This is a genomic window from Mesorhizobium sp. M0029 (assembly GCF_040323735.1).
Taxonomy (GTDB): domain Bacteria; phylum Pseudomonadota; class Alphaproteobacteria; order Rhizobiales; family Rhizobiaceae; genus Mesorhizobium.
This window is the reverse complement of record NZ_JAMYVF010000033.1, coordinates 1-21567: the sequence shown is the minus strand read 5'-3', so window position 1 is coordinate 21567 and position 21567 is coordinate 1. Positions and strand designations below refer to the sequence as shown.

Below are 21567 nucleotides of genomic sequence, written 5' to 3'. Positions count from 1 at the left end.
TGTTTCACGTGAGTCACTTCCCAATGCAAAACTGCGAAAAGATTACGTCCAGCAGGTCCTCGACATCCACCGCGCCGACAATCCGGCCAAGCCGGTCCGCCGCAAGACGCAGCTCCTCCGCCCGCAGCTCCTGGCCGCGCTCTTGCCCCGACAAAGCCGACATCAGAAAGCGCCTGGTCTCATTGAGCAGCTCCACATGCCGCAACCGAGACGGCAGGATGTCACCGGCATCGCCGATAGCAGCCGCGGCGCGCCTGCCGATCTCAGCCAGCAGTTCAGCCAAACCAGTGCCGTCCACCGTCGATATCGACGCATCATACGCCTCCAATCGCGGCGAACCTTTCAAGAGATCGACCTTGGTGCCGATTCTCAAAGCCGGGGCGTCGACAGGCATGTTGCCGATCGCAGTAGGGTCCGCCAGATCTTCCAGCAACAGCACCAGGTCAGCCGTGTGCGCCTTGGCCCGCGCCTTTTCGATACCGATCGCTTCGATCTTGCCGGGCGACTCGCGCAGGCCCGCGGTGTCGGTTACCCTGACCCGCACTCCGTGGAGATCCAGCACCACTTCGAGCAAATCCCGCGTCGTGCCGGGCTCGTCGGTAACAATCGCCGCCTCACGTCTGGCCAGCACATTGAAAAGGCTGGATTTTCCGGCATTCGGTGCACCGAGGATGACAACCTCAAACCCGTCACGGATGATCTCGGCGGCATGGAAGCCATCGACATGCCGGCCGATCTCGCCCACCATTGCGCGCACATCGGACCAAACCGTGTCCGAAACCGAACCGGGCACGTCGTCTTCGTCGGCGAAGTCGATTTCTGCCTCGATCATCGCCCGTGCATGGATCAGCCGACGGCGCCAGCCAAGATAGAGTTCACTTTGCACTCCTTCGGCATTCTGCACGGCAAAGCGCCGCTGCGCTTCGGTTTCGGCGTTGACCAGATCGGCCAACGCCTCCGTCTCGACCAGATCCAGCTTGCCGTTGAGAAGAGCCCGGCGCGTAAATTCCCCAGGCTCCGCATGACGCAGGCCGTCAAAGCCGGCGACGATCTCCAGCATCTTGCCGGCGACGGCGCGGCCGCCATGGACGTGGAACTCGGCGACATCCTCGCCGGTAAAACTGTTCGGCCCAGGAAAAAACAGCACCAGGCCGTTGTCGATAAGCGACCCGTCCACCGTTCGGAGCTTGCGCAGGGTCGCACACCGGTCCTTGACCGTGCCACCAGCCACCGTTTCGACAACGAATCGAGTCCTCGGTCCGGAAACGCGGATGACAGCGATGCCGGCGGGCAGGCGCCCGCTGGAAAGCGCAACGATCGAATCGCCCGAAATCATTTGCCCGTTCTAACCGGTCGCCTAGGTGTCAACAATCCCACAGTGTCGCGGCCGTCATGAACCGGCTGTCCGTCAATATCAAGGTCGATCGCGAGAGCGACCGGATTACCAAATCTGTATAGCCGCCTTGTCATCCATGTGCGAGCAGGCGGGTCCTAATCCCGACGCCAAGCAGTTCTGGGCGGGCCAGCAAGCCCTACGGCTGGCCGGCATCGTTAACGCCTGTTCCTGGCCCGGAACCGTGAAGCTGGAGCCCATCTCCCCATGGGGAAAGCCTCGTTCCGGTTGCGAATCGGAAATCCCGACCCGCGTCACGCCGATCGTCGCCCGATTGGAACGGATGCGAATCGACTTAACATTGGCCAGTGGCATCCGGCCGCCGACGGCAGACCGGGGCTATGCACCGCTATCATGCCGGTGGCGACGGATCCGTAGGAACCGAGCCGCTGCTGCGACGCCGGTAGCTCAACCCATGTTTCCGTCCAAGGCCGAAGGAAGCGGCGTCACATCAATGGATGGCGGCCGCGGCCCGAACAGCAAATCCTTGGCCGCGACCACCGCTCCGACCGTGATCAGGATGCAAGCAACAGCCACCGACCAGTGAAACACACCAAAGCCTGCCAGCAGAAGCACGATGACCGAGAAGAGGGGCGCCGCGTAGGAGAGGGCGCCGAGGATCATGATGTCCCCGTGCTTGCAGCCATAGTCCCAGGCGTAAAAGCCGGCGCCTAGCGGTATTACGCCCAAGATGACGATGGCGCTCCACTGCGTCGCCGTCTGTGGCCAGACGGTAGCCTCAAGCGTCAGGTGCAGCACCAAGGCGACCGCGGCCGTGATGAAGCAGTAACCGGCGACGACATCGGTCGGCACCTTGCCGAAGCGGCGCGACAAAACCGAATAGCCGGCCCAGATGAAAGCGCAGAACAGCGCGATGACATGCCCCTTCATCACACCATTGGCCAATCCGATCGTGCCGCCCTTGGTGATCACCACAATGGCGCCGGCAAGGCCGAGCAAGACGCCGGCGATGTGATGGGCCCTAAGCTTTTCTCCAGGCAGGAAGGTGGCAAAGACGACGATCAGCAACGGCCAGAGATAGGCGATCAGGCTGACCTCGACCGGCGGCGCCGACTGGATGGCGAAGAAATAGGCGCAGTGATAGATGCACAGCCCCGCTGTGCCGAGCGCCCAGACCTGCCACGGCTGGCGCAGCGATTTGGTCGCCGCCGGACGGACAAGCCAACTCGACGCGCCGACCAACCCGCCAAGCAGAAACGTCATCGCCGCCAGCTGAAAGGGCGGAATCGGTCCCGCCGCCGTCGAAAGCAGCGCCAAGAAGGACCATGTCAGGATGGCCGAGAAGCCGATCAGGGTCGGGATTGTTTTCTCCATGTGGCTTCCGATCTTCGAGACGCGATTACTCGCATGACGACAGCGATGGAAATTGCCGCCCAAGGCCACGCCCTGTCGGAAATGCGACCTGTTTGCCCCCGCAATGAAAAACCCCGTCCCATTTCCCGGAACGGGGCTTCAATGCGAAACGATGGCCGACGAGAAGCTTACGTGTTCATCGAATCGAAGAAATCGGCGTTGGTCTTGGTCTGCTTCAGCTTGTCGATCAGGAACTCGATCGCATCCGTGGTTCCCATCGGAGCCAGGATGCGGCGCAGGACGAAGATCTTCTGCAGATCCTGCTTGGAGACCAGCAGGTCTTCCTTGCGGGTGCCAGACTTCAAAATGTCCATGGCCGGGTAGATGCGCTTGTCGGCGACCTTGCGGTCGAGCTGGATTTCGCAGTTGCCGGTGCCCTTGAACTCTTCGAAGATGACTTCGTCCATGCGGCTGCCGGTGTCGATCAGCGCGGTGGCGATGATGGTCAGCGAGCCGCCTTCCTCGATGTTGCGGGCCGCGCCGAAGAAGCGCTTTGGCCGCTGCAGCGCGTTGGCGTCGACACCGCCGGTCAGCACCTTGCCGGAGGACGGCACGACGGTGTTGTAGGCACGGCCGAGGCGGGTGATCGAATCGAGCAGAATAACGACGTCGCGGCCATGCTCGACCAGGCGCTTGGCCTTTTCGATGACCATTTCGGCGACCTGGACGTGGCGCACCGCCGGTTCGTCAAAGGTCGAGGACACGACCTCGCCCTTCACCGAACGCTGCATGTCGGTCACTTCTTCTGGCCGTTCGTCGATCAGAAGTACGATCAGATAGCATTCCGGATGATTGGCCGTGATCGAGTGGGCAATATTCTGCATCAGCACCGTTTTGCCGGTACGCGGCTGCGCGTTGATGAGCGCGCGCTGTCCCTTGCCGATCGGCGCCACCAGGTCGATCACGCGCGACGAGATGTCCTTGCCGGTCGGATTGTCGATCTCCATCTTCAGCCGCTTGGTCGGATAGAGCGGCGTCAGATTGTCGAAATGGATCTTGTGACGGATCTTTTCGGGATCGTCGAAATTGATCGTGTTGACCTTGAGAAGGGCGAAATAGCGCTCGCCCTCTTTTGGGCTGCGGATCGGCCCTTCGACGGTATCGCCGGTCTTCAAGGAGAAGCGGCGGATCTGCGAGGGCGAGATGTAGATATCGTCGGGACCCGGCAGATAATTGGCGTTGGCTGAGCGCAGGAAGCCGAAACCGTCCTGCAGCAACTCGACCACACCATCGCCGATGATCTCGACGTCCTGGGCGGCCAATTTCTTCAGGATGGCAAACATCAGTTCCTGCTTGCGCATGACGCTGGCGTTTTCCACTTCGAGCGATTCGGCATAGGCGATCAGCTCTGGCGGCTTCTTGTTCTTGAACTCTGCGAGTTTCATTTCTTGCATAGACGGACTCTGAATCTGCTTTGGGGAAAATATATCGGCTGGATGCGATAAATGCCGGGCGCGGCCGAAAGCAATCAAGGGCGGCGCATGACGGGAAGGAAGACCCGTCTTTTATCGTCGGTCGGGGGAAAGAGCAAGCTGCGTTTTGTCGACCGAAATGGGCCTAGAACGGCTTGACGACAACCAGGATGACGATGGCGATCATCAGCAATGTGGGGATCTCGTTGACGATTCGCCAGTGCCGCGCCGGTTTTTCATTGCGGTCCTCGGCGAATTTCCTGACAGCACCGGCCAGATACCCATGCACGCCCGACAGCAACAGCACCAAGCCTATCTTGGCGTGCAGCCAGCCGCCGTGAAAGCCAAACACTTTCCAGGCAAGCCAAAGCCCGAACACCCAGGTGACGATCATCGCCGGATTGATGATGCCGCGCAGCAGACGCCGCTCCATCACCTTGAAGGTGTCCGATTGGACGGACCCCTTCTCTGTGTCGGCGTGGTAGACCAGCAATCGCGGCAGATAGAGCATGCCGGCCATCCAGGAGATGACGGCCAGGATATGGATTGCCTTCGCCCAGGGATAGAAACCCTCAGGCGCAAAGAAAAACAAAAGTGCGGTGAGAACAACCAGCACTCCGATGCCGATGGTGATCCGCATCATCGCCCCACGAGTGCTGTTGCCGCCCGTATTATCCGATTGAGCCATCAGCGTGTCGCGCTCCGCACCTGCTTCACCATCGCCTCGACATGTGCCACCGGCGTCTCCGGCGTGATGCCATGGCCGAGATTGAAGATCAGCGGTCCGTCGCCCAGCGCCTTGAGGATCGCATCGACGCCGTCCGACAGGGCTTTGCCGCCAGCCACGAGCCGCAAGGGATCGAGATTGCCCTGGACCGCACCCGAGCGCTGCAGTTCCTTCGCCGCCGCTAGGGGTACGGTCCAGTCGATCCCCAGCCCCGTGACACCGGTCTTCTCACGATAGGTCTCGTAGCGGGCGCCGGCGCCCTTGGGAAAGCCTATGATCGGAACATCGGGATGAACGGCGCGAACTTGCCTGACGATCTCCGCCACCGGCTGCACGCAGAACTGCTCGAAAGACGCGTCGTCGAGCACGCCGGACCAGGAATCAAAAATCTGCACCACGTCGGCACCGGCTTCGATCTGGCGGATCAAATAGGCCGCGGAGTGATCGGCGAGCACTTTCAGGAGCCGTTTAAAGGCTTGCGGCTCACGATAGGCAAACAGTCGCGCCGGCGCCTGGTCGGGCGTGCCGTGGCCAGCGATCATGTAGGTCGCCACCGTCCACGGCGCGCCGCAGAAGCCGATCAGCGTGGTCTCGTCAGGCAATCTTGCCCGCAGCCGGCGAACCGTTTCGTAGACCGGTTCGAGATTCACGTGAAACGTTTCACTGTTGAGAGCCGAAATCTCAGCTGCAGTGATTGGCGTCAGCAGCGGCCCGCGGCCCTCCTCGAAGCGGACATCGCGTCCCAGCGCATGCGGCACGACCAGAATGTCAGAGAACAGGATCGAGGCATCGAAGCCGAAGCGCTCGATCGGCTGCAGCGTCACTTCGACAGCCAGATCAGGATTGTAGCAAAGATCGAGAAAGGACCCGGCGCGCTTTCTGGTCTCGCGGTACTCCGGCAAATAGCGCCCGGCCTGGCGCATCATCCAGAGCGGCGGCGGAAACACTGCCTCGCCTCTCAGCACGTCCAGCACGATGCGGTTCTCGGGCATTGAGCGCTCTCTTCCCTGCCTTCTCTATAATTAATAGTCTATTTCTAGAATTTTCTGATTCTAAGAGTCTGTTGGTATCGGTGGTTGTCACCTGTCCCGCTTTGCCCTGGAAAAGGCCAGCCAGCATTTTGTCGCGTGCTTCTTCCGCGGGATTGGCAAAGAGTGTGGATGACCAGGATTCCATCACTGGAGTCAATGGTTTGACGTAGCCGCTGAAAAACCGCCTCTGTGGATGAAGCGCTGGCAAAAACGCCCGTCCCCAGATTTGTCCCCAACCGCACGGTGAAGCTGACAGCGCATCGAATTGTGGACAACTGGCCTTCTGATACAGTCGCCTCCAGCCGGTCGCCTTTGCGGTCCCTATTTATCCACACAAGCCCACAGCCTGAGGCGCCCCCTGTGAACAAACCCCAGAGCTTCTTTCACCTGCACCTGATCTCCGACGCCACCGGCGAGACGCTGCTGGCGGCCGGCCGCGCCGCCTCGGCGCAATATAAGGATGCGCGCGCCATCGAGCATATCTATCCGCTCATCCGCACCGAAAAGCAGGTGGCGAAAGTCTTCGAGGACATAGAGGAGGAACCGGGCATCATCCTCTACACCGTCGTCGACCAGAAGCTGGCGCGCGGCATTGACGAGCGCTGCGCCACCATGGGGCTGCCCTGTGTTTCGGTGCTGGAGCCGGTCCTCACCGTGTTCCAGTCCTATCTCGGCACGCCGGCCGGCCGCCGCGTCGGCGCCCAGCATGTGCTCGATGCCGATTATTTCCACCGTATCGACGCACTCAATTTCACCATGGAGCATGATGACGGCCAGCTGCCGCTCAACATGGACGACGCCGATGTCGTGCTGATCGGCATTTCCAGGACATCGAAGACGCCGACCAGCATCTATCTCGCCAACCGCGGCATCAAGACCGCCAACATCCCGATCGTGCTCGGCGTGCCGGTGCCCGAAAGCCTGGTCGCTGCCACCAAGCCGCTGATCGTCGGGCTGATCGCCACCGCCGAACGCATCTCGCATGTCCGGCAGAACCGCGTGCTCGGCAACAGCAGCACCTACGAAGCGACCGATTATGTCGACCGTGCCTCGATCGCCGCAGAGCTCGCCTATGCCCGCCAGATCTGCACCCGCCACAATTGGCCGATGATAGACGTCAGCCGCCGCTCGATCGAAGAGACCGCGGCAGCCATTGTTGCCCTGCGGGGGAAGAATAGATGATGGATGGCAACGCGACCTCCTGCCACAATCAACCACTATCGACCAGGCCCAGAACCCATGACCGAAAAAATCATCCTCGCCTCCGGCAGCCCATTCCGCAAAGCCATGCTCATCAATGCCGGCCTCGGCATCGAAGCGGTGCCTGCCGATGTCGACGAGCGTGCGCTCGAGGCGCCGTTGCAGGACAGCGGTGTGTCGCCGGAAGATGTCGCCCTGATACTCGCCGAAGCCAAGGCCACCGAGGTCAGCGAACGCAGACCGGGCGCCCTGGTGCTCGGCTGCGACCAGACTTTGTCACTGGGAGATGAAGTGTTCCACAAGCCGGCCGACATGGAAGGCGCCCGCCGCCATCTGCTGGCGCTGTCGGGCAAGACGCATCAGCTGAACAGCGCCGCCGTGCTCTGCCGCAACGGCAAGGTGCTGTGGCGTCACGTCGGCATCGCCAGCCTTACCATGCGCAAGCTCGATCCGGCCTTCATCGGCCGGCATCTGGCCCGCGTCGGCGCCAAGGCGTTGTCGAGCGTCGGCGCCTATCAGATCGAAGGCGAAGGCATCCAGCTGTTCGAGACGATCGAAGGCGAGTATTTCACCATTGTCGGCCTGCCGCTGTTGCCGGTGCTGAAGGAACTGCGTGCGCTCGGAGCCATCGATGGTTGAGGAGAAAGCTTTCGTCACCGGCCATCCGATCGCGCATTCGCGCTCGCCGAAGATCCACGGCTATTGGCTGAATACATACGGCATCGACGGCAGCTACCGTGCGATCGATGTCGCGCCGGCCGATTTTCCCGAGTTCCTCTCTTCCCTCCAGGCCAATGGCTACCAAGGCGGCAACGTCACCATCCCGCACAAGGAAGTCGCCTTCGCCCAGGTCGAACGCCGCGACGAGGCGGCGGAGATGATCGGCGCGGTCAACATGCTGTGGCTGGACGACGGCGTGCTGTGGGGCGGCAATTCGGACTGGATCGGCTTTGCCGGCAACCTCGACGAGCATGCCCCGGGCTGGGACAGGAATAGTCCGGCCGTGGTGCTCGGCGCCGGCGGCGCGTCGCGCGCGGTCATCCACGCGCTTAAATCGCGCGGCATCAAAGATATCCGCATCGTCAACCGCACATTGGCGCGGGCGCAGGAACTCGCCGACCGCTTCGGCGCCGGCGTTTCGGCGCATGGCGCGGTCGGCGACTTGCTTGGGGATGCCGGCTTGCTGATCAACACCACGGCGCTCGGCATGCATGGCGATGAGACGCTGGCCGCCGATCCGGCCTGCCTGCCAGCTCACGCCATCGTCGCCGACATCGTCTATGTGCCGCTGGAAACACCGCTGCTTGCCGCTGCCCACGCGAGAAATTTGAAGACGGTCGACGGGCTCGGCATGCTGTTGCACCAGGCTGTGCCCGGATTCGAACGCTGGTTCGGCAAGAGGCCGGAGGTCACTGCCGAACTGCGGCAGATGATCGTCGCCGACATCCTCGCCAAATGATGGGTTGCAAATGATGGGCGCCAAATGATGATCGTGCTTGGCCTCACCGGATCGATCGGCATGGGCAAGTCGACCACGGCGAAGATGTTCGTCGACGCCGGCGTGCCGGTGCATGATTCCGACGAGACCGTGCATCGCCTTTATGCCGGCAAGGCAGCACCTCTCGTCGAAGCGGCCTTTCCCGGCACCGTGATTGCCGGTTCGGTCGACCGCACCGAGTTGGCGCGCCGCGTGCTCGGCAACGCTGCTGCGCTGAAGACATTGGAGGCGATCGTCCATCCGCTGGTGCGGGCCGATGCCGATGCCTTTCTGGCAAGGCACCGCGCCGCCGCCGCGCCGCTCGTCGTGCTCGACATTCCGCTGCTGTTCGAAACCGGCGGCCGCAACCGTGTCGACAAGGTCGTCGTCGTCACCGCGCCGGCCGATATCCAGCGCGCCCGCGTGCTGGCGCGTCCTGATATGAGCGAGGAAAAGCTGGCGGCCATCCTGGCCAAGCAGGTGCCCGATGCTGAAAAACGCCGGCAGGCCGATTTCGTCATCGACACCGGTGAAGGCATGGACGCCGCCCGCGCCGCGGTCGGCGCGATCATTGCCGAGCTCTCAGGACGCTGAGCTCGCCTGCTAACTCCTGGGGGATAAGTCGCGCCCATCAGGCTCCTGACGGCAGGCTGTCGGCATTACCCATTGCCATTTTGTTCCGCTCCATGATTCTACTCCTCCAGGAGTAGGTTGATTCTATGCGTGAGATCATTTTCGATACCGAAACCACCGGACTCGACATGCGCGACGACCGCATCATCGAGCTTGGCGGCGTCGAGCTGGTCAACCGCTTCCCGACCGGCCGCACCTTCCACAAATTCATCAATCCGCAGGGGCGCGCCGTCCATGTCGAGGCGCAAGCCGTGCACGGCATCAGCGCCGCCGACCTCGTCGGCAAGCCGACCTTTGCCGAAATCGCCGAGGAATGGCTCGCCTTCACCGACGGCGCCAAGCTCGTCGCCCACAACGCCAATTTCGACATCGGCTTCCTCAACACGGAATTCGGGCGGCTCGGCCAGCCGGCCATAGACACCGGGCGCGTCGTCGACACGCTGGCGCTGGCGCGGCGCAAGCATCCTATGGGACCCAATTCGCTCGACGCGCTCTGCCGCCGCTACGGCATCGACAACGGCCACCGCACCAAGCACGGCGCGCTGCTGGATTCCGAGCTCCTGGCCGAAGTCTACATCGAACTCATCGGCGGCAAGCAGGCCGCACTTGTCCTCGACGCCGTCGTGGTGCAGCTCAACAGCAATGGCGACGTTGCCGACATCGACATCTCGATCGCCGCCAGGCCAATCGCCCTGCCGCCGCGCCTGACCGAGGGCGAGCGAGCGGCGCATGCGGGGCTGGTGGCGACGCTGGGTGAAAAGGCGCTGTGGCTGAAGGTGGCGGCGGGGTGAACGGATCGCGGAGGTAGCGTTCCGTCACACCCCTCTCTGGCCTGCCGGCCATCTCCCCCTCAAGGGGGGAGATCAGCAGCTTCGCCGCTCCAGCCCATTCCTGCAACGTCTAAAGTTGGCGAAGGTCGCGATGACGGCCAATCTCCCCTTGAGGGGGAGATGCCTGGCAAGGCAGAGGGGGGTGCTGTCCCGCCAGCATCTCAGTATACAAAAAGCCCGGCACGAAGCCGGGCTTTGAACTCATGCGCGTGACGCTTGCCTTCAGCTCACCTTGACCTTCGATGCCGCCTGGTCCTCGGCCAGCTTCTGCTGGAACATCTGGGCAAAATCGATCGGGTCGAGCATCAACGGCGGGAAGCCGCCATTGCGGGTGGCTTCGGCGATGATCTGGCGGGCGAACGGGAACAAAAGCCGCGGGCATTCGATGAACAGGATCGGCAGCATGTGCTCCTGCGGGAAGCCGGCGATGGCGAAGACGCCGCCATAGACCAGTTCGACATTGAACAGCACTTCCTGGTCGAAAGAGGCCTTGGCGTTCAAGGTCAGATTGACGTCGAACTGCTTGTCGGAGAGCGGGTTGGCATTGACATTGACGTTGATCGCGATGCCGGGGGCCTTGTCGCGGCCGCGCAACGAGTTCGGCGCGCCGGGGCTTTCGAAGGACAGGTCCTTCACATACTGGGCAAGCACGTTGAGCGACGGCTGCGCCGTTTCGCCGTTGCCGTTGGCGGCGCCGACCGGCGCGTCATCTTTGCTGGCCATGAGCCTTGTTCCTTTTGCCTGGACAGCAGCGCTGACCGAATTGAAATCGGGCGTTGGCTAGCATGGTCGGCATGACAAGACAAGGTTTGCCGCCTTCAGGCCGAAGGGGTCGATGTAGCCTCAGTCGTCCTCAAGGCGACGGTCAGTCGTCCTCAAGGCGACGGTCAGTCGTCCTCAAGGCGACGGTCAGTCGTCCTCAAGGCGACGGTCAGTCGTCCTTCAGGCGGCGCCACGGCGAGTTATGGTCGGGACCGCGCTTGAAATCGTCCTCGCGCGAATAGTCGCCGTCGCCGAGGTCGATGACCTTGTCGCGCGACCTGCCGCGAAAACCGCCGGCGGTGAAATCGGTCGCGACGACGATGCGGCCCTTGAGCCTGCGCCAGGCAAGGTCGCGTACCGGCGGCAGGAACAGCAGCAGGCCGACAATATCGGTAATGAAGCCGGGGATGATCAACAGGATGGCGGCGACCACGATCATGGCGCCATGCGCGAGCTGGCGGCTGGGGTCGCCGCCGCCGGCCATCTCGGCACGGACCCGCGCCATGACGCCAAAACCCTGGTGCCGGAGCAGAAGCACGCCGGCAATGCTTGAAGCCAGCACCAGGCCGACCGTCGCCAGCGCCCCGACCTCGCGGCCGACAATGACGAAACCGGCGATTTCCAGCAGCGGCAGCGCAAGCAGGAACAGAGGAAGGAAGGAAATGGGCAAATCTTGACCGATCGTTTCCATGTTTGCCGGGCGGCGCATAATCGCCGCTGGCACTGAGGCCGTTAGATAGGTATGCGTGCCTTTGATTTGAATGATTGCGCCATGCGTTCTATATGCTTTGCATGTTTAACGCCATGCGACCGCCGCCCGGATTGGCTGGGGGTCCCGGCCAGGTCAGGGATTGATTGGCGAAAGATATGGGATTCTTCGACTTCGGCACCATTTTCTTTCTGATTGCGGCGGTGGTGATCTTTTTCCAGCTGCGCAACGTGCTTGGCCGCCGCACGGGCAGCGAGCGCCCGCCCTTCGATCCGTACACGGCCAGCCGCACCGAGAAGGACGCGACCCAGAAGCCCGAAAATGTGGTTTCGCTGCCGCGCAAGCGCATGCCGGGCGAGACGGCTGCCGAGACCTATGCGGCCATCGATGCCTTCGCCAAGCCCGACACCGACCTCAACAAGGGCCTGCGCGCGATCAAGGACAATGATCCCTCCTTCGACCCCAAAGTCTTCGTCGACGGCGCCAAGATGGCTTATGAGATGATCGTCATGGCCTATGCCGATGGCGACCGAAAAACGCTGAAAAACCTGTTGTCGCGCGAGGTTTTTGACGGCTTCGTTGCCGCGATTGGCGACCGCGAGGCGAAAGCCGAAAAGATCCAGTCCTCCTTCGTCGGCATCGACAAGGCCGACATCGTCTCGGCCGAGATGAAGGGCGGCGAGGCCCACATCACGCTGCGCATCGTGAGCGAACTGATTTCGGCGACCCGCGACAAGGCGGGTGCCGTCATCGATGGCGATCCCGAGACGGTGGCCGAGGTCAAGGATGTCTGGACCTTCGCCCGCGACACACGCTCGCGCGATCCGAACTGGAAGCTGGTCGCCACCGAGGAAGAAGACTGAGCCTATGCATGTCGCCCGGTGCGGGCAGCTTTTTTGGGATAGCGACATGCAGGCAAACATCGGCAGTGGCGAGGCTGAGGTGTCGCTCTCGCCGCTTTTCGTGGAAAAGTCCTTCGATGATCTTCCCGGTTGGAATTCCGATGACCATCTGCCCGCTTTCGAAGCCTTCCGCCGTTCGGCCTTTCATGTCCTGAACAAGCCCTACCGCACCGGTTCGTTGGGCGTCCGGTTCAACGCGTTTGCCGGCGCCTATGACGAGGCGCGCACCGTTTCGCCGGCGAATCGGTCGGCGGCCAAGGCTTTTTTCGAGCGCCATTTCGCCCCGGTCCAGATTCGATCCGAAAACCTCGGCCTGGTCACCGGCTTCTACGAGCCCGAGGCCGAGGCCTCACCAGTGCGCACGGATGAATTCACGGTGCCGCTGCTGGCGCGGCCTTCCGATCTCGTCGACATCGATGATGCCAACCGTCCTCGAGGGATGGACGACTATCTCGCCTTCGCCCGCGATACGCCGCAGGGCCTGGTGGAGTATTTCGACCGCAGTGAGATCGAGAGAGGCGCGCTGGCCGGCCAAGGCCTGGAAATCGCCTGGCTTGCCGACAAGGTCGACGTCTTCTTCATCCATGTGCAAGGTGCGGCCAGGCTGAAGATGACCGACGGCCGGCTTTGCCGCGTCACCTACGCCGCCAAATCCGGCCAACGTTTCAGCGGTCCGGGGAAGATTCTCGCCGAACTCGGCGAAATCCGACTGGAAAAAGTGACGATGCAGTCTATCCGCGCCTGGTTCAGGGCGCATCCGGATCGCGTCGACGAGATCCTCTGGCAGAACCGCTCCTACATCTTCTTTCGCGAAGCCGATGTCGACGATGCCGCACTCGGTCCTATCGCCGCCGCCAAGGTGCCGTTGACGCCCGGCCGCTCGCTCGCCGTCGACCGGCTGCTGCATACGTTCGGCACGCCCTTCTACATCGACGCTCCGTCGCTGACCGCCTTCGATGGAAAACCGTTCCGGCGGCTGATGATTGCGCAGGACACCGGTTCGGCCATCACCGGGCCGGCGCGGGGCGATCTGTTCGCCGGCTCCGGCGATGCGGCCGGCGAGATCGCCGGCGTCGTTCGCAATGCGGCCGATTTCTATGCCTTGGTTCCACGCGCTCTCGTTTCGGAATCGAATCGATGAACAAGCGCCCCGATAAACTCAATGAAGACGACCGGGTGCTGTGGAACCTGGTGGCGCGCACCGCCCGACCGCTGAAGGGCCGGACTGCGGTCGAGATTCCCGACATTGTCGTCGACCCCAAGCCGGCACAGACGCCGGTCGCTGTCGGTCCGGTCCTCGCCGCCAAGCCGAAGGCGCAGCATGTATCGCACGCGCTGGACGAGCCGACATTGGACAAGCTGAAGAAGGGCCGGCTGCCGATCGAAGGCCGCGTCGATCTGCATGGCATGACCCAGGACGAGGCCTATTCGCTGCTGTTTTCGTTCCTGCACCGGGCCCATGCCGGCGGGGTCCGCTATGTCCTAGTCATTACGGGAAAAGGGTCGTCGTCGGGCGGCGACGGCGTCTTGCGGCGCGCCGTGCCTGCCTGGTTGTCGACGCCTGCCTTCCGGCCGCTGGTCTCCAGCCACGATCACGCCGCCCGCAACCACGGCGGTTCGGGCGCGCTCTACGTTCGGCTCAGGCGAACCCGCTGATGACGCCGTTCGGCGAAAAACTGCGGGCGCTTCGAGCCGAGCGCGGCTTGCGCCAGAAGGACATGGCGCAGGCGATCGGAGTCAGCGCCGCCTATCTGTCGGCGCTGGAACATGGCCGCCGCGGCGCGCCGACCTGGACGCTGATCCAGAAGATCATCGGCTATTTCAACGTCATCTGGGACGATGCCGAAGAGCTGGCGCGTCTGGCCGAGGCCTCACATCCGCGGGTGAGACTCGATACGTCCGGCCTCAGTCCTGCTGCCACCGAGTTGGCCAATCTGTTGGCCGAAAACATCGAGAAGCTGGACGAAGCCGAGCTTGCCCGCATCACCGGCTCGATCCGGGCGGCACTGGAGCGGCGTAAGTAGGGCGGCGCCAAGGCCACGAATGCTCATCAATAGCGCCGGCATTTCATCCTGAAGGCGATGCCCGCCGGCCGTTAGCCAGCGGGCATATAGCGAGATTACTTCGCGCCGGCCTGGCCGCCACGGCCGCCAGTGCTGTCATGATCGCCGCCGCGACCGCCACCCAGGCAGTCCGAGGTGAGATCGCAACAGCGATTGCCCCACTGGTTGTTCTTGGCGCAACCGGTCTGATCGGCCATGGCGGATCCGGCCAAGGAAGACACCGCAACAACGGCGAGGAAGGCATTACGAAGGAAAGCAGTCATTTGAAGTCTCCATGTTTGGGTGGTTGGGTTCTGGTTACGGCTGTGTGTCGCCGCTGGAGACGGTTTGGTTCACGCAGGTAGCGAAATTTTTTGAGGAGGCGTTTCGAGAGATAAGATTTCGAGGGCAGCGCTGCCCCTCATCCGCCTGCCGGCACCTTCTCCCCGTGAACGGGGAGAAGGAGAATTGCCGCCGCGCCTATTTTGCAACGTGGACGATTGGCGAAATCACCGATGGCAGCATCTTTCTCCCCGTCACTATACGGGGAGAAATGCCCGGCAGGGCAATGAGGGGCAGCGCCGGCTTGCGGTTATCTCGTGAAAGTTATTAGCCGCGGGCTTCCGACGAAGCTGTTCGCAGCGACGCGCTCACATGCATCGTCCTTATTTACTGAACCGCGCCGACCAGCACCTGCTGGCCGCCGCGGATCGAGACCCAGCGGCCGGTGTTGTCGATGGCCTGCCGCTTGAGGAAGCGATAGCCGGTGGCGTCCCAGATCTTCACCTTGTCGGTCAGATTGTCGAGGACGTAGTCGCCCTTGTCGGTGCGCACCGTCAGCACGGCATGGCCTTCGCCGTCCGGCTTGCGCACGACGGTGATCAAGAGATCGGCCAGCGACACGCCAGAGCGCGAGAGCTGGCGGCGCTTTTCCAGCACATAGTCTTCGCAATCGCCGACGCCCTTGTCGGGATAGGCCCAGACCTCGTCCTTGCCATAGATGTCGTAGTCGCTCATCGGCTTGACGGCGGCGTTGACCCTTGACGTCACGTTGATCAGCTTGCGCATGAAGGCGTCGGTCATCGCGGCGGGGTTGAGGTTGCTCGGCCGGATCGAGCATTCGCCGGGCTGGGTTTTACAGAAATCATAGTGGCCGATCGGCTGCGAGGTCATGCCGCCCGTCGCCATGGCGCCGCCTGCAAGTGCCGGCACTGCCCAGCACGCAGAGATCGCCAGCCCTGCTGCCGCCCACAAGCGCAGCGTCCGTGCTATCGGTGAGGAAGTCATTGTCCCCGTTCGCCCTTGTTGTTAACGAAAGGTTAAAGGGGATTTACACTCCGTGTCAATTATCGGGGGAGCCAGATTCTTCGGCATGGTTACCCGCGCCCGCCCAACAGCGTCTATTGTGCAACAGAACGCCTGTGGCGCGCAAAATCGCCCCGCTTTTGCGGGCAATGCACGCTGCAGCCGGATCGAGCCTCAGCCTTTGGCGGAGCGGACCAGCTTGGGTTTCACCGCTACGCGTGTTTGGCGGCCGTAGCTTGTGATGAAATCGACGATGCGCGGCACGATTTCCGAGCGGAATCGCGACCCGTTGAAGACGCCGTAATGGCCGACGGCCGGCTGCATGTAATGCGCATGCCGGTCAGCCGGGATGTTGGGGCAGAGATCGTGGGCGGCCTGGGTCTGGCCGAGACCGGAAATGTCGTCGTTCTCGCCTTCGACCGTGAACAGCGCGACATTGCGGATCGCCTTGGTGTCGACCACCTCGCCGCGATGCGTCATCTCGCCCTTGGGCAGCGCATGGCGCACGAACACCGTGTCGACGGTCTGCAGATAGAATTCCGCCGTCAGGTCCATCACCGCCAGATATTCGTCGTAGAAATCGCGGTGCTTCTCGGCATTGTCGCCGTCATGCTTGACCAGATGCATGAAGAAGTCCTTGTGGGCGGTGATGTGGCGGTCGAGGTTCATGCTCATGAAGCCCGACAGCTGCAGGAAGCCCGGATAGACTTCGCGGCCGAAGCCCGGCACCGGCCAGGGCGCGTGCATGATGACGTTGTCGCGGAACCAGTCGATGCCCTTTTCCTTGGCCAGCAGATTGACCGCGGTCGGATTGCGGCGGGTGTCGATCGGCCCGCCCATCAAGGTCATGGTCGAGGGCACGAAGGGATCGCCGCGCTTTTCCATCAGCGCCACCGCCGCCAGCACCGGCACCGAAGGCTGGCACACCGCCATCACATGGGTGTCCGGCCCCAGCGCATGCAGCATGTCGATGATGTAGTCGATATAATCGTCGAGGTCGAAATGGCCGTCGGTCACCGGCACCATGCGGGCATCGACCCAGTCGGTGATGTGCACGTCGGCATAGGGAAGCATCGCCTCGACCGTGCCGCGCAGCAGCGTCGCATAATGGCCCGACATCGGCGCCACGATGAGAAGCTTGGGGTCGGCCTTTCGCCCGGCGGGCACCGACCGCTCGAAGCGGGTAAGATTGCAGAACGGCTTCGACCACACCGTCTTTTCGCTGACCTCGACGCTCTTCCAGTCGACCACGGTCTTGCTCAGGCCGAAATGCGGCTTGCTGTAGCGGCGCGTCGTGCGCTCGAACAGTTCGGCCGTGGCGGCGACCGAGCGGCCCCACGGCGTATGCGAAAACGGATTGAGCGGGTTGGTGTAGAACAGCCGCACTGCATCGGCATAAAGCCGCGCGGGCTGCAGGGCGGCATGGTTCATTTCGTAGAGCTGGTAGAACATCAGGTACTCCGCAGCTGCCGTGACCGAAGGGACGACGGACAGCGCCGAGCCTTGAATGTCTCGCGCGGAGGTTAACAAGATATTGCTGCGATGCAATACGTCACGTGGCGTGACATATGCCAATCTTTCGTCCAAGGCCTTGAGAAACCGCGTTGGGCGGCTGGAGCCGGCTGAATGTGCACTGCAAAATGCAAGGCTGTTGGACAACGGGGCAGGATGCGTCCGGCCCGATCGGGCCGGACTTGGACAGATCTAGACGCGCGCCATGCACACCGAGGTATGGCCCGAGCCGATGAAGCCGAGTTGGCCGGCGGCGCCCTTGGACAGATCGAGCACGCGCCCTTTGATGAACGGGCCGCGGTCGTTGATGCGCACGATGACGCTGCGGCCATTATTCTGGTTGGTCACTTTCAACTTGGTGCCGAAAGGCAGGCTGCGGTGCGCGGCGGTCAGCGCCGACGGGTTCATGCGTTCGCCATTGGCGGTCCTGGAATGCAGTGCGTACCAGGAGGCGCGGCCGCACTGGCCGGCGGCGGAGGAGGCGGATGCACCGACCATCAGGCCAGCCGCGATCGTTACCGCGACAAGCGCGGTCTGGTTTGTTTTCTTCATGTTGGGGGGATTGGCTCCGTTTTCGACAGACCCCAGCCGTTAAGTGTCGAATAAGGCAGGAAATGCGGCAAGCATCGGGCAGTTCCGTGGCACCGGCACACGTTTGGAGTCGCTGGGAAACAGTTTGTCAGGCATCTTTCGTGTGGCGCGGCCGTATCGCCGGCGATATTGCGAGCTGTTTCACAGATTCCGTGAGCAAGGCAGGACGTTATAGTACAAGTAGAAGAGAGCGCGATTGGGCGCCGTCCTTTCGCTCTGTCATCACGGTCATGGCGCAGTTGACGATCGACTTTGAAAAGGGATTCCAACGATGAGACTGTTCAAATATCTGCTGGCTCTGATCGTACTCGCCATCGGCGCGCTGTGGTCGCTGCAAGGCATTGGCGTGGTCGGCGGCAGCTTCATGACCGGCCAGTCGCAATGGCTCTATACCGGCATCGTGACCATGCTGGTCGGTTTCGCCGGGCTGGTATGGGCGAGCCGTTCGCCGGGGTGAGTTGCGACGAAAGTCGACCGCCACAGATCGACCCCCACTCCGTCGAGCTTCGCTCGACACCTCTCCCCCGATCGACGGGGGAGAGGAAAGGCGCGAGCCTTGCAGGGGCGCGAACTTATGCGGCCTGGCTCCCTTCCTCTCCCTCCGGAGGGGGGAGAGGTGGCGCCGCGAAGCGGTGACGGAGTGGGGGAAGGCGCTGGTCAAACCCGCAGTCGCAAACAGGGCCAACCCGGCGAGCAAGAAAACAGCCACCCCATATTGCCGGTCCATTCTGTTACCTATCTATCCGGTTCGGATAGAATGCCCTGCCCGCGACAGCACTACCCGAACAGCTGATCCAGAATCCTGCCCTCCAGCCTGGCAAGCTCGACCGAACCGCGCCGGCGCGGCCGCGCCACCGACACGTCGAGATCGAGCGCGATGCGGCCGTCCTCGATCACCGCCACCCGGTCGGCGAGCGCAACCGCCTCGGCGACGTCATGCGTGACCAGCACCGCGGTGAATTTTTGCTCCAGCCAGATGCGTTCCAGAAGCTGCTGCATTTCGATGCGGGTCAGCGCATCGAGCGCGCCGAGCGGCTCGTCGAGCGCCAGGATCCGAGGCTGGCCGATCAGGGCGCGCGCCAGCGCCACGCGCTGCTTCTGGCCGCCCGACAGCACCGAGGGCCATTCGTCGGCGCGGTCGGCGAGGCCGACTTCACCCAGGATGGCGAGCGCGCGCCGCCTGGCTTCCGCACCGGTGGCAAGCCCGGTCAGCCCGACCTCGACGTTTTTCACCACGCTGGCCCAGGGCAACAGCCGCGGCTCCTGGAACATGAAGCGGCTCTCTTCCCCGGCGCCGGCCTTCGCCTCCGGCCCGAATGTAAGGGATCCAGCGGTTGGCCGATCGAGCCCGGCCAGCAGCCGCAACAGCGTACTCTTGCCGCAGCCGCTCTTGCCGATGACGGCCACAAACTGTCCGACGGGCACATCGAGATCGATGCCGTCGAGCACGACCTTGTCGCCAAAGCGCTTTTCCACGCCCTTGAAGGCAAAGGCGCGCTGCCTTTCGACGGCCTCCTCCGGCCGTGACGGTTCCGGCGCGGCGACGAAGGAACGGATGGCGGTCAGGCTGGCGGTTGGCATCGAACCCTCAGGCGTTCTGGAAGGCGGGATGCCAGCCGAGCGACAGCCGCTCGAGCAGGCGGGCGAAGCTGTCGGCAAGCTTGCCGAGCAGCGCATAGATCAGGATCGACAGCACGACCACATCGATCAGCAGGAATTCGCGTGCCTGCATGGCCATGTAGCCGAGGCCGGAACTGGCCGAGATGGTTTCGGCAACGATCAGCGTCAGCCACATGATGCCCAGCGCATAGCGCAGGCCGACGAAGATCGCCGGCAGCGCGCCGGGCAGGATCACCTGAAAAAACAACGCGCGGCGGTCCATGCCGTAGACCCGGCCCATCTCGACCAGATGCGGGTCGACGCTCTGGATGCCGAGCAGCGTGTTGACGTAGATCGGGAAGAACACGCCGAGCGCCACCAGGAACAGTTTTGCTTCCTCGTCGATGCCGAACCACAGGATGACCAGCGGGATCAGCGCCAGATGCGGGATGTTGCGGATCATCTGTAGCGTCGTGTCGGTCAGGCCGCGGCTGAGCGCCGACAGCCCGTTGGCAAGGCCGAGTGCAAAGCCGATCGAGCCGCCGATGGCAAAGCCGGCCAGCGCGCGCAGCGTGCTGACGCCGATGTTCTGTATCAGCTCGCCCGACAGCGTCAGCCGCCAGAAGGCCTCGGCCACCGCGCTCGGCGCCGGCAGCACATTGGGCGGCATCACGCCGGCGCGGCTGGCGGCTTCCCAGCCAATTATGACCAACGCCGGCAGCAGCCAGCCGATGCCGTTCTGTTTGACCCGTTGAGCCAGGCTCATGACGACGCCTGAAGGCGGTTGGCGCCGTGGAACCCGACGGCGAATTCATTGGCGATGTGCTCATGCGCCCGTGCCCGCCTGGTGCCCAGGCCGAGACGCGGGAACAGAAGCTCGGCGACGCGGTAGGCTTCCTCGAGATGCGGGTAGCCGGAGCCGATGATGGTGTCGATGCCGATCGCCTGATACTCGCGGATGCGCTCGACGATCTGCTCGGGCGAGCCGACCAAAGCTGTGCCGGCGCCGCCGCGCACCAGGCCGACGCCGGCCCACAGATTGGGCGAAACCACCAGCCTGTCGCGGCGGCCGCCATGCAGTTCGGCCATGCGCCGCTGTCCCACAGAGTCCATCTCCCTGGTGAAGCGGGCCTGGGCATTTTCGATCTGGGCATCGGTGACGTGGCTGATCAGCCGGTCGGCGGCGCGCCAGGCCTCTTCCTCGGTCTCGCGCACGATGAAATGCAGCCTGATGCCGAAACGCAGTTTGCGGCCGCGCCGTTCGGCTTTCTTGCGCGCAGCACTGAGCTTCTCGGCCACCTGTGCCGGCGGTTCGCCCCAGGTCAGGTACATGTCTACCAGATCGGCGGCGAGCTCCTGGCCCGCATCCGACGAGCCGCCGAAATAGAGCGGCGGCCGCTCCTGGCTCGGCAACAGGTCGAGGCGGCCATTGTCGACGCGGTAATATTTGCCGTTGAAATTGACGCTTTGGCCCGACACCAGCGCGCGCCAGATGGTTAGGAACTCCTGCGCCTGGGCATAGCGCTCGTCATGCGGCAGGAAGACACCGTCGCCGGCAAGCTCGGTCGGGTTGCCGCCGACCACGACGTTGAGCAGCAGGCGGCCATTGCTCAGCCGGTCGAGCGCCGCGGTCTGGCGCGCCGCGAAGGTCGGCAGCGTCACGCCGGGCCGCAGCGCCACCAGGAATTTGAGCTTTTCGGTCAGCGCCGCTAGTCCGGAAGCGGTGATCCAGGAATCCTCGCAATTCTGCCCGGTCGGCAAAAGCACGCCGGGAAAGCCGAGCCGGTCGACGGCCTGTGCGATCTCCTTGAAGTAAGCGAACTCCGGCGGCCGCTGCAGCTGTTCGGAGCCGAGATAGGAGCCGTCGCCATGCGTCGGGATGAACCAGAAGAAATCGAGCGGGCCGGCTTGCGGGCTTGATGAAGCGGTCATGGCGAAATCCCTGAAGCTTGAAACGGCAAAGGCGCCCGGCGGTTTGCCCCCGGCGCCACACCACAAAGTTGAAATTGCCGGGGGGGTCCCCCCCGCGTCGGCGATGCGCACCCCGGTAGGGGTAAACTTGTGCTTT

Annotated in this window: 24 protein-coding genes; 10 read left to right on the top strand and 14 right to left on the bottom strand. The window is 63.0% G+C overall.

The genetic code is table 11. From position 1 onward, the window contains the following. Nucleotides 1-13: 13 nt before the first annotated feature. The 5 genes from mnmE to hemE form a co-directional block, all read right to left on the bottom strand. A complete protein-coding gene (gene mnmE / locus NKJ76_RS30485; protein WP_352539087.1) occupies nucleotides 14-1336 on the bottom strand; it encodes a tRNA uridine-5-carboxymethylaminomethyl(34) synthesis GTPase MnmE in 1323 nt (440 codons plus the stop codon). A gap of 465 nt (nucleotides 1337-1801) precedes the next feature. Continuing rightward, nucleotides 1802-2728 carry an aromatic amino acid exporter YddG gene (gene yddG, locus NKJ76_RS30480; RefSeq protein ID WP_352539086.1) on the bottom strand — a complete coding sequence of 309 codons (927 nt, stop codon included), beginning with the start codon at nucleotides 2726-2728 and terminating at the stop codon, nucleotides 1802-1804. 167 nt (nucleotides 2729-2895) lie between these two features. Next, entirely contained in the window at nucleotides 2896-4161 is a 1266-nt protein-coding gene (gene rho, locus NKJ76_RS30475; protein WP_023672113.1) for a transcription termination factor Rho, read from the bottom strand. Between the two features lie 163 nt (nucleotides 4162-4324). Then, entirely contained in the window at nucleotides 4325-4867 is a 543-nt protein-coding gene (gene hemJ / locus NKJ76_RS30470; RefSeq protein ID WP_352539085.1) for a protoporphyrinogen oxidase HemJ, read from the bottom strand. After that, entirely contained in the window at nucleotides 4867-5898 is a 1032-nt protein-coding gene (gene hemE, locus NKJ76_RS30465; protein ID WP_352539084.1) for a uroporphyrinogen decarboxylase, read from the bottom strand. Before hemE ends, hemJ begins: the two co-directional genes overlap by 1 nt. Before the next feature lie 282 nt (nucleotides 5899-6180). Between hemE and NKJ76_RS30460 the strand changes: the two genes are divergently transcribed. The 5 genes from NKJ76_RS30460 to dnaQ all read left to right on the top strand — a co-directional run bounded on the left by NKJ76_RS30460 (nucleotide 6181) and on the right by dnaQ (nucleotide 10038). After that, entirely contained in the window at nucleotides 6181-7119 is a 939-nt protein-coding gene (locus NKJ76_RS30460; protein WP_502902372.1) for a pyruvate, water dikinase regulatory protein, read from the top strand. A 57-nt stretch (nucleotides 7120-7176) separates the two neighbouring features. Then, nucleotides 7177-7776 carry a Maf-like protein gene (locus NKJ76_RS30455; RefSeq protein ID WP_352539082.1) on the top strand — a complete coding sequence of 200 codons (600 nt, stop codon included), beginning with the start codon at nucleotides 7177-7179 and terminating at the stop codon, nucleotides 7774-7776. Next, nucleotides 7769-8596 (top strand): shikimate dehydrogenase, encoded by an 828-nt coding sequence (locus NKJ76_RS30450; protein WP_352539081.1) that lies wholly within the window; start codon nucleotides 7769-7771, stop codon nucleotides 8594-8596. The genes NKJ76_RS30455 and NKJ76_RS30450 overlap by 8 nt, the downstream gene beginning before the upstream one ends. A gap of 27 nt (nucleotides 8597-8623) precedes the next feature. Continuing rightward, a complete protein-coding gene (gene coaE, locus NKJ76_RS30445; protein WP_352539091.1) occupies nucleotides 8624-9208 on the top strand; it encodes a dephospho-CoA kinase in 585 nt (194 codons plus the stop codon). Between the two features lie 125 nt (nucleotides 9209-9333). Beyond that, on the top strand, nucleotides 9334-10038 hold the full coding sequence (dnaQ, locus tag NKJ76_RS30440; protein WP_023672106.1) for a DNA polymerase III subunit epsilon: 705 nt from the start codon (nucleotides 9334-9336) through the stop codon (nucleotides 10036-10038). A 261-nt stretch (nucleotides 10039-10299) separates the two neighbouring features. Here dnaQ and secB read toward each other — a convergent pair whose 3' ends face one another. Together secB and NKJ76_RS30430 are read right to left on the bottom strand one after the other, a co-directional pair. Further along, entirely contained in the window at nucleotides 10300-10800 is a 501-nt protein-coding gene (gene secB / locus NKJ76_RS30435) for a protein-export chaperone SecB (protein ID WP_023672105.1), read from the bottom strand. A 208-nt stretch (nucleotides 10801-11008) separates the two neighbouring features. After that, nucleotides 11009-11509: an FxsA family protein gene (locus tag NKJ76_RS30430; RefSeq protein ID WP_352539080.1), complete on the bottom strand. Its 501-nt coding sequence runs from the start codon at nucleotides 11507-11509 to the stop codon at nucleotides 11009-11011. A 197-nt stretch (nucleotides 11510-11706) separates the two neighbouring features. Between NKJ76_RS30430 and NKJ76_RS30425 the strand changes: the two genes are divergently transcribed. The 4 genes from NKJ76_RS30425 (at nucleotide 11707) to NKJ76_RS30410 (ending at nucleotide 14474) form a co-directional block, all read left to right on the top strand. Next, nucleotides 11707-12411, top strand: coding sequence for a Tim44/TimA family putative adaptor protein (locus NKJ76_RS30425; RefSeq protein ID WP_023672103.1), 705 nt, complete (start codon nucleotides 11707-11709; stop codon nucleotides 12409-12411). Nucleotides 12412-12490: 79 nt separating this feature from the next. Further along, complete coding sequence (gene mltA / locus NKJ76_RS30420) at nucleotides 12491-13591, top strand: murein transglycosylase A (RefSeq protein WP_352539090.1); 1101 nt, start codon at nucleotides 12491-12493, stop codon at nucleotides 13589-13591. Further along, a complete protein-coding gene (locus NKJ76_RS30415) occupies nucleotides 13588-14106 on the top strand; it encodes a Smr/MutS family protein (RefSeq protein WP_023692923.1) in 519 nt (172 codons plus the stop codon). The genes mltA and NKJ76_RS30415 overlap by 4 nt, the downstream gene beginning before the upstream one ends. After that, a complete protein-coding gene (locus NKJ76_RS30410) occupies nucleotides 14106-14474 on the top strand; it encodes a helix-turn-helix domain-containing protein (RefSeq protein ID WP_023672100.1) in 369 nt (122 codons plus the stop codon). Before NKJ76_RS30415 ends, NKJ76_RS30410 begins: the two co-directional genes overlap by 1 nt. A gap of 95 nt (nucleotides 14475-14569) precedes the next feature. Here NKJ76_RS30410 and NKJ76_RS30405 read toward each other — a convergent pair whose 3' ends face one another. The 4 genes from NKJ76_RS30405 to NKJ76_RS30390 all read right to left on the bottom strand — a co-directional run bounded on the left by NKJ76_RS30405 (nucleotide 14570) and on the right by NKJ76_RS30390 (nucleotide 17861). Then, entirely contained in the window at nucleotides 14570-14776 is a 207-nt protein-coding gene (locus NKJ76_RS30405; RefSeq protein WP_352539079.1) for a hypothetical protein, read from the bottom strand. A gap of 385 nt (nucleotides 14777-15161) precedes the next feature. Then, entirely contained in the window at nucleotides 15162-15779 is a 618-nt protein-coding gene (locus tag NKJ76_RS30400; protein WP_023752821.1) for a transglutaminase-like cysteine peptidase, read from the bottom strand. A gap of 192 nt (nucleotides 15780-15971) precedes the next feature. Next, nucleotides 15972-17249 (bottom strand): polyhydroxyalkanoate depolymerase, encoded by a 1278-nt coding sequence (locus NKJ76_RS30395; protein WP_023686051.1) that lies wholly within the window; start codon nucleotides 17247-17249, stop codon nucleotides 15972-15974. 252 nt (nucleotides 17250-17501) lie between these two features. Next, complete coding sequence (locus NKJ76_RS30390) at nucleotides 17502-17861, bottom strand: septal ring lytic transglycosylase RlpA family protein (RefSeq protein ID WP_023672096.1); 360 nt, start codon at nucleotides 17859-17861, stop codon at nucleotides 17502-17504. Nucleotides 17862-18171: 310 nt separating this feature from the next. Here NKJ76_RS30390 and NKJ76_RS30385 point away from each other — a divergent pair, with 310 nt between their 5' ends. Next, nucleotides 18172-18357, top strand: a complete 186-nt coding sequence (locus NKJ76_RS30385) for a hypothetical protein (protein ID WP_352539078.1) — start codon at nucleotides 18172-18174, stop codon at nucleotides 18355-18357. Between the two features lie 320 nt (nucleotides 18358-18677). Here NKJ76_RS30385 and NKJ76_RS30380 read toward each other — a convergent pair whose 3' ends face one another. Genes NKJ76_RS30380 through ssuD form a run of 3 tightly spaced genes read right to left on the bottom strand, consistent with a single transcriptional unit; the run spans nucleotide 18678 to nucleotide 21431 of the window. Then, nucleotides 18678-19481, bottom strand: a complete 804-nt coding sequence (locus NKJ76_RS30380; RefSeq protein WP_023816131.1) for an ATP-binding cassette domain-containing protein — start codon at nucleotides 19479-19481, stop codon at nucleotides 18678-18680. A 7-nt stretch (nucleotides 19482-19488) separates the two neighbouring features. Next, nucleotides 19489-20265 (bottom strand): ABC transporter permease subunit, encoded by a 777-nt coding sequence (locus tag NKJ76_RS30375; protein ID WP_352539077.1) that lies wholly within the window; start codon nucleotides 20263-20265, stop codon nucleotides 19489-19491. Continuing rightward, on the bottom strand, nucleotides 20262-21431 hold the full coding sequence (gene ssuD, locus NKJ76_RS30370) for an FMNH2-dependent alkanesulfonate monooxygenase (protein ID WP_023714417.1): 1170 nt from the start codon (nucleotides 21429-21431) through the stop codon (nucleotides 20262-20264). The genes NKJ76_RS30375 and ssuD overlap by 4 nt, the downstream gene beginning before the upstream one ends. Nucleotides 21432-21567 lie beyond the last annotated feature (136 nt).

Bases quoted from the DNA above. Each gene is read 5' to 3' on its own strand.
- mnmE (WP_352539087.1), bottom strand. From the start codon at position 1,336: ATGATTTCGGGCGATTCGATCGTTGCGCTTTCCAGCGGGCGCCTGCCC.
- yddG (WP_352539086.1), bottom strand. From the start codon at position 2,728: ATGGAGAAAACAATCCCGACCCTGATCGGCTTCTCGGCCATCCTGACA.
- rho (WP_023672113.1), bottom strand. From the start codon at position 4,161: ATGCAAGAAATGAAACTCGCAGAGTTCAAGAACAAGAAGCCGCCAGAG.
- hemJ (WP_352539085.1), bottom strand. From the start codon at position 4,867: ATGGCTCAATCGGATAATACGGGCGGCAACAGCACTCGTGGGGCGATG.
- hemE (WP_352539084.1), bottom strand. From the start codon at position 5,898: ATGCCCGAGAACCGCATCGTGCTGGACGTGCTGAGAGGCGAGGCAGTG.
- NKJ76_RS30455 (WP_352539082.1), top strand. From the start codon at position 7,177: ATGACCGAAAAAATCATCCTCGCCTCCGGCAGCCCATTCCGCAAAGCC.
- NKJ76_RS30450 (WP_352539081.1), top strand. From the start codon at position 7,769: ATGGTTGAGGAGAAAGCTTTCGTCACCGGCCATCCGATCGCGCATTCG.
- coaE (WP_352539091.1), top strand. From the start codon at position 8,624: ATGATCGTGCTTGGCCTCACCGGATCGATCGGCATGGGCAAGTCGACC.
- dnaQ (WP_023672106.1), top strand. From the start codon at position 9,334: ATGCGTGAGATCATTTTCGATACCGAAACCACCGGACTCGACATGCGC.
- secB (WP_023672105.1), bottom strand. From the start codon at position 10,800: ATGGCCAGCAAAGATGACGCGCCGGTCGGCGCCGCCAACGGCAACGGC.
- NKJ76_RS30425 (WP_023672103.1), top strand. From the start codon at position 11,707: ATGGGATTCTTCGACTTCGGCACCATTTTCTTTCTGATTGCGGCGGTG.
- NKJ76_RS30415 (WP_023692923.1), top strand. From the start codon at position 13,588: ATGAACAAGCGCCCCGATAAACTCAATGAAGACGACCGGGTGCTGTGG.
- NKJ76_RS30410 (WP_023672100.1), top strand. From the start codon at position 14,106: ATGACGCCGTTCGGCGAAAAACTGCGGGCGCTTCGAGCCGAGCGCGGC.
- NKJ76_RS30405 (WP_352539079.1), bottom strand. From the start codon at position 14,776: ATGACTGCTTTCCTTCGTAATGCCTTCCTCGCCGTTGTTGCGGTGTCT.
- NKJ76_RS30400 (WP_023752821.1), bottom strand. From the start codon at position 15,779: ATGACTTCCTCACCGATAGCACGGACGCTGCGCTTGTGGGCGGCAGCA.
- NKJ76_RS30395 (WP_023686051.1), bottom strand. From the start codon at position 17,249: ATGTTCTACCAGCTCTACGAAATGAACCATGCCGCCCTGCAGCCCGCG.
- NKJ76_RS30390 (WP_023672096.1), bottom strand. From the start codon at position 17,861: ATGAAGAAAACAAACCAGACCGCGCTTGTCGCGGTAACGATCGCGGCT.
- NKJ76_RS30385 (WP_352539078.1), top strand. From the start codon at position 18,172: ATGAGACTGTTCAAATATCTGCTGGCTCTGATCGTACTCGCCATCGGC.
- NKJ76_RS30380 (WP_023816131.1), bottom strand. From the start codon at position 19,481: ATGCCAACCGCCAGCCTGACCGCCATCCGTTCCTTCGTCGCCGCGCCG.
- NKJ76_RS30375 (WP_352539077.1), bottom strand. From the start codon at position 20,265: ATGAGCCTGGCTCAACGGGTCAAACAGAACGGCATCGGCTGGCTGCTG.
- ssuD (WP_023714417.1), bottom strand. From the start codon at position 21,431: ATGACCGCTTCATCAAGCCCGCAAGCCGGCCCGCTCGATTTCTTCTGG.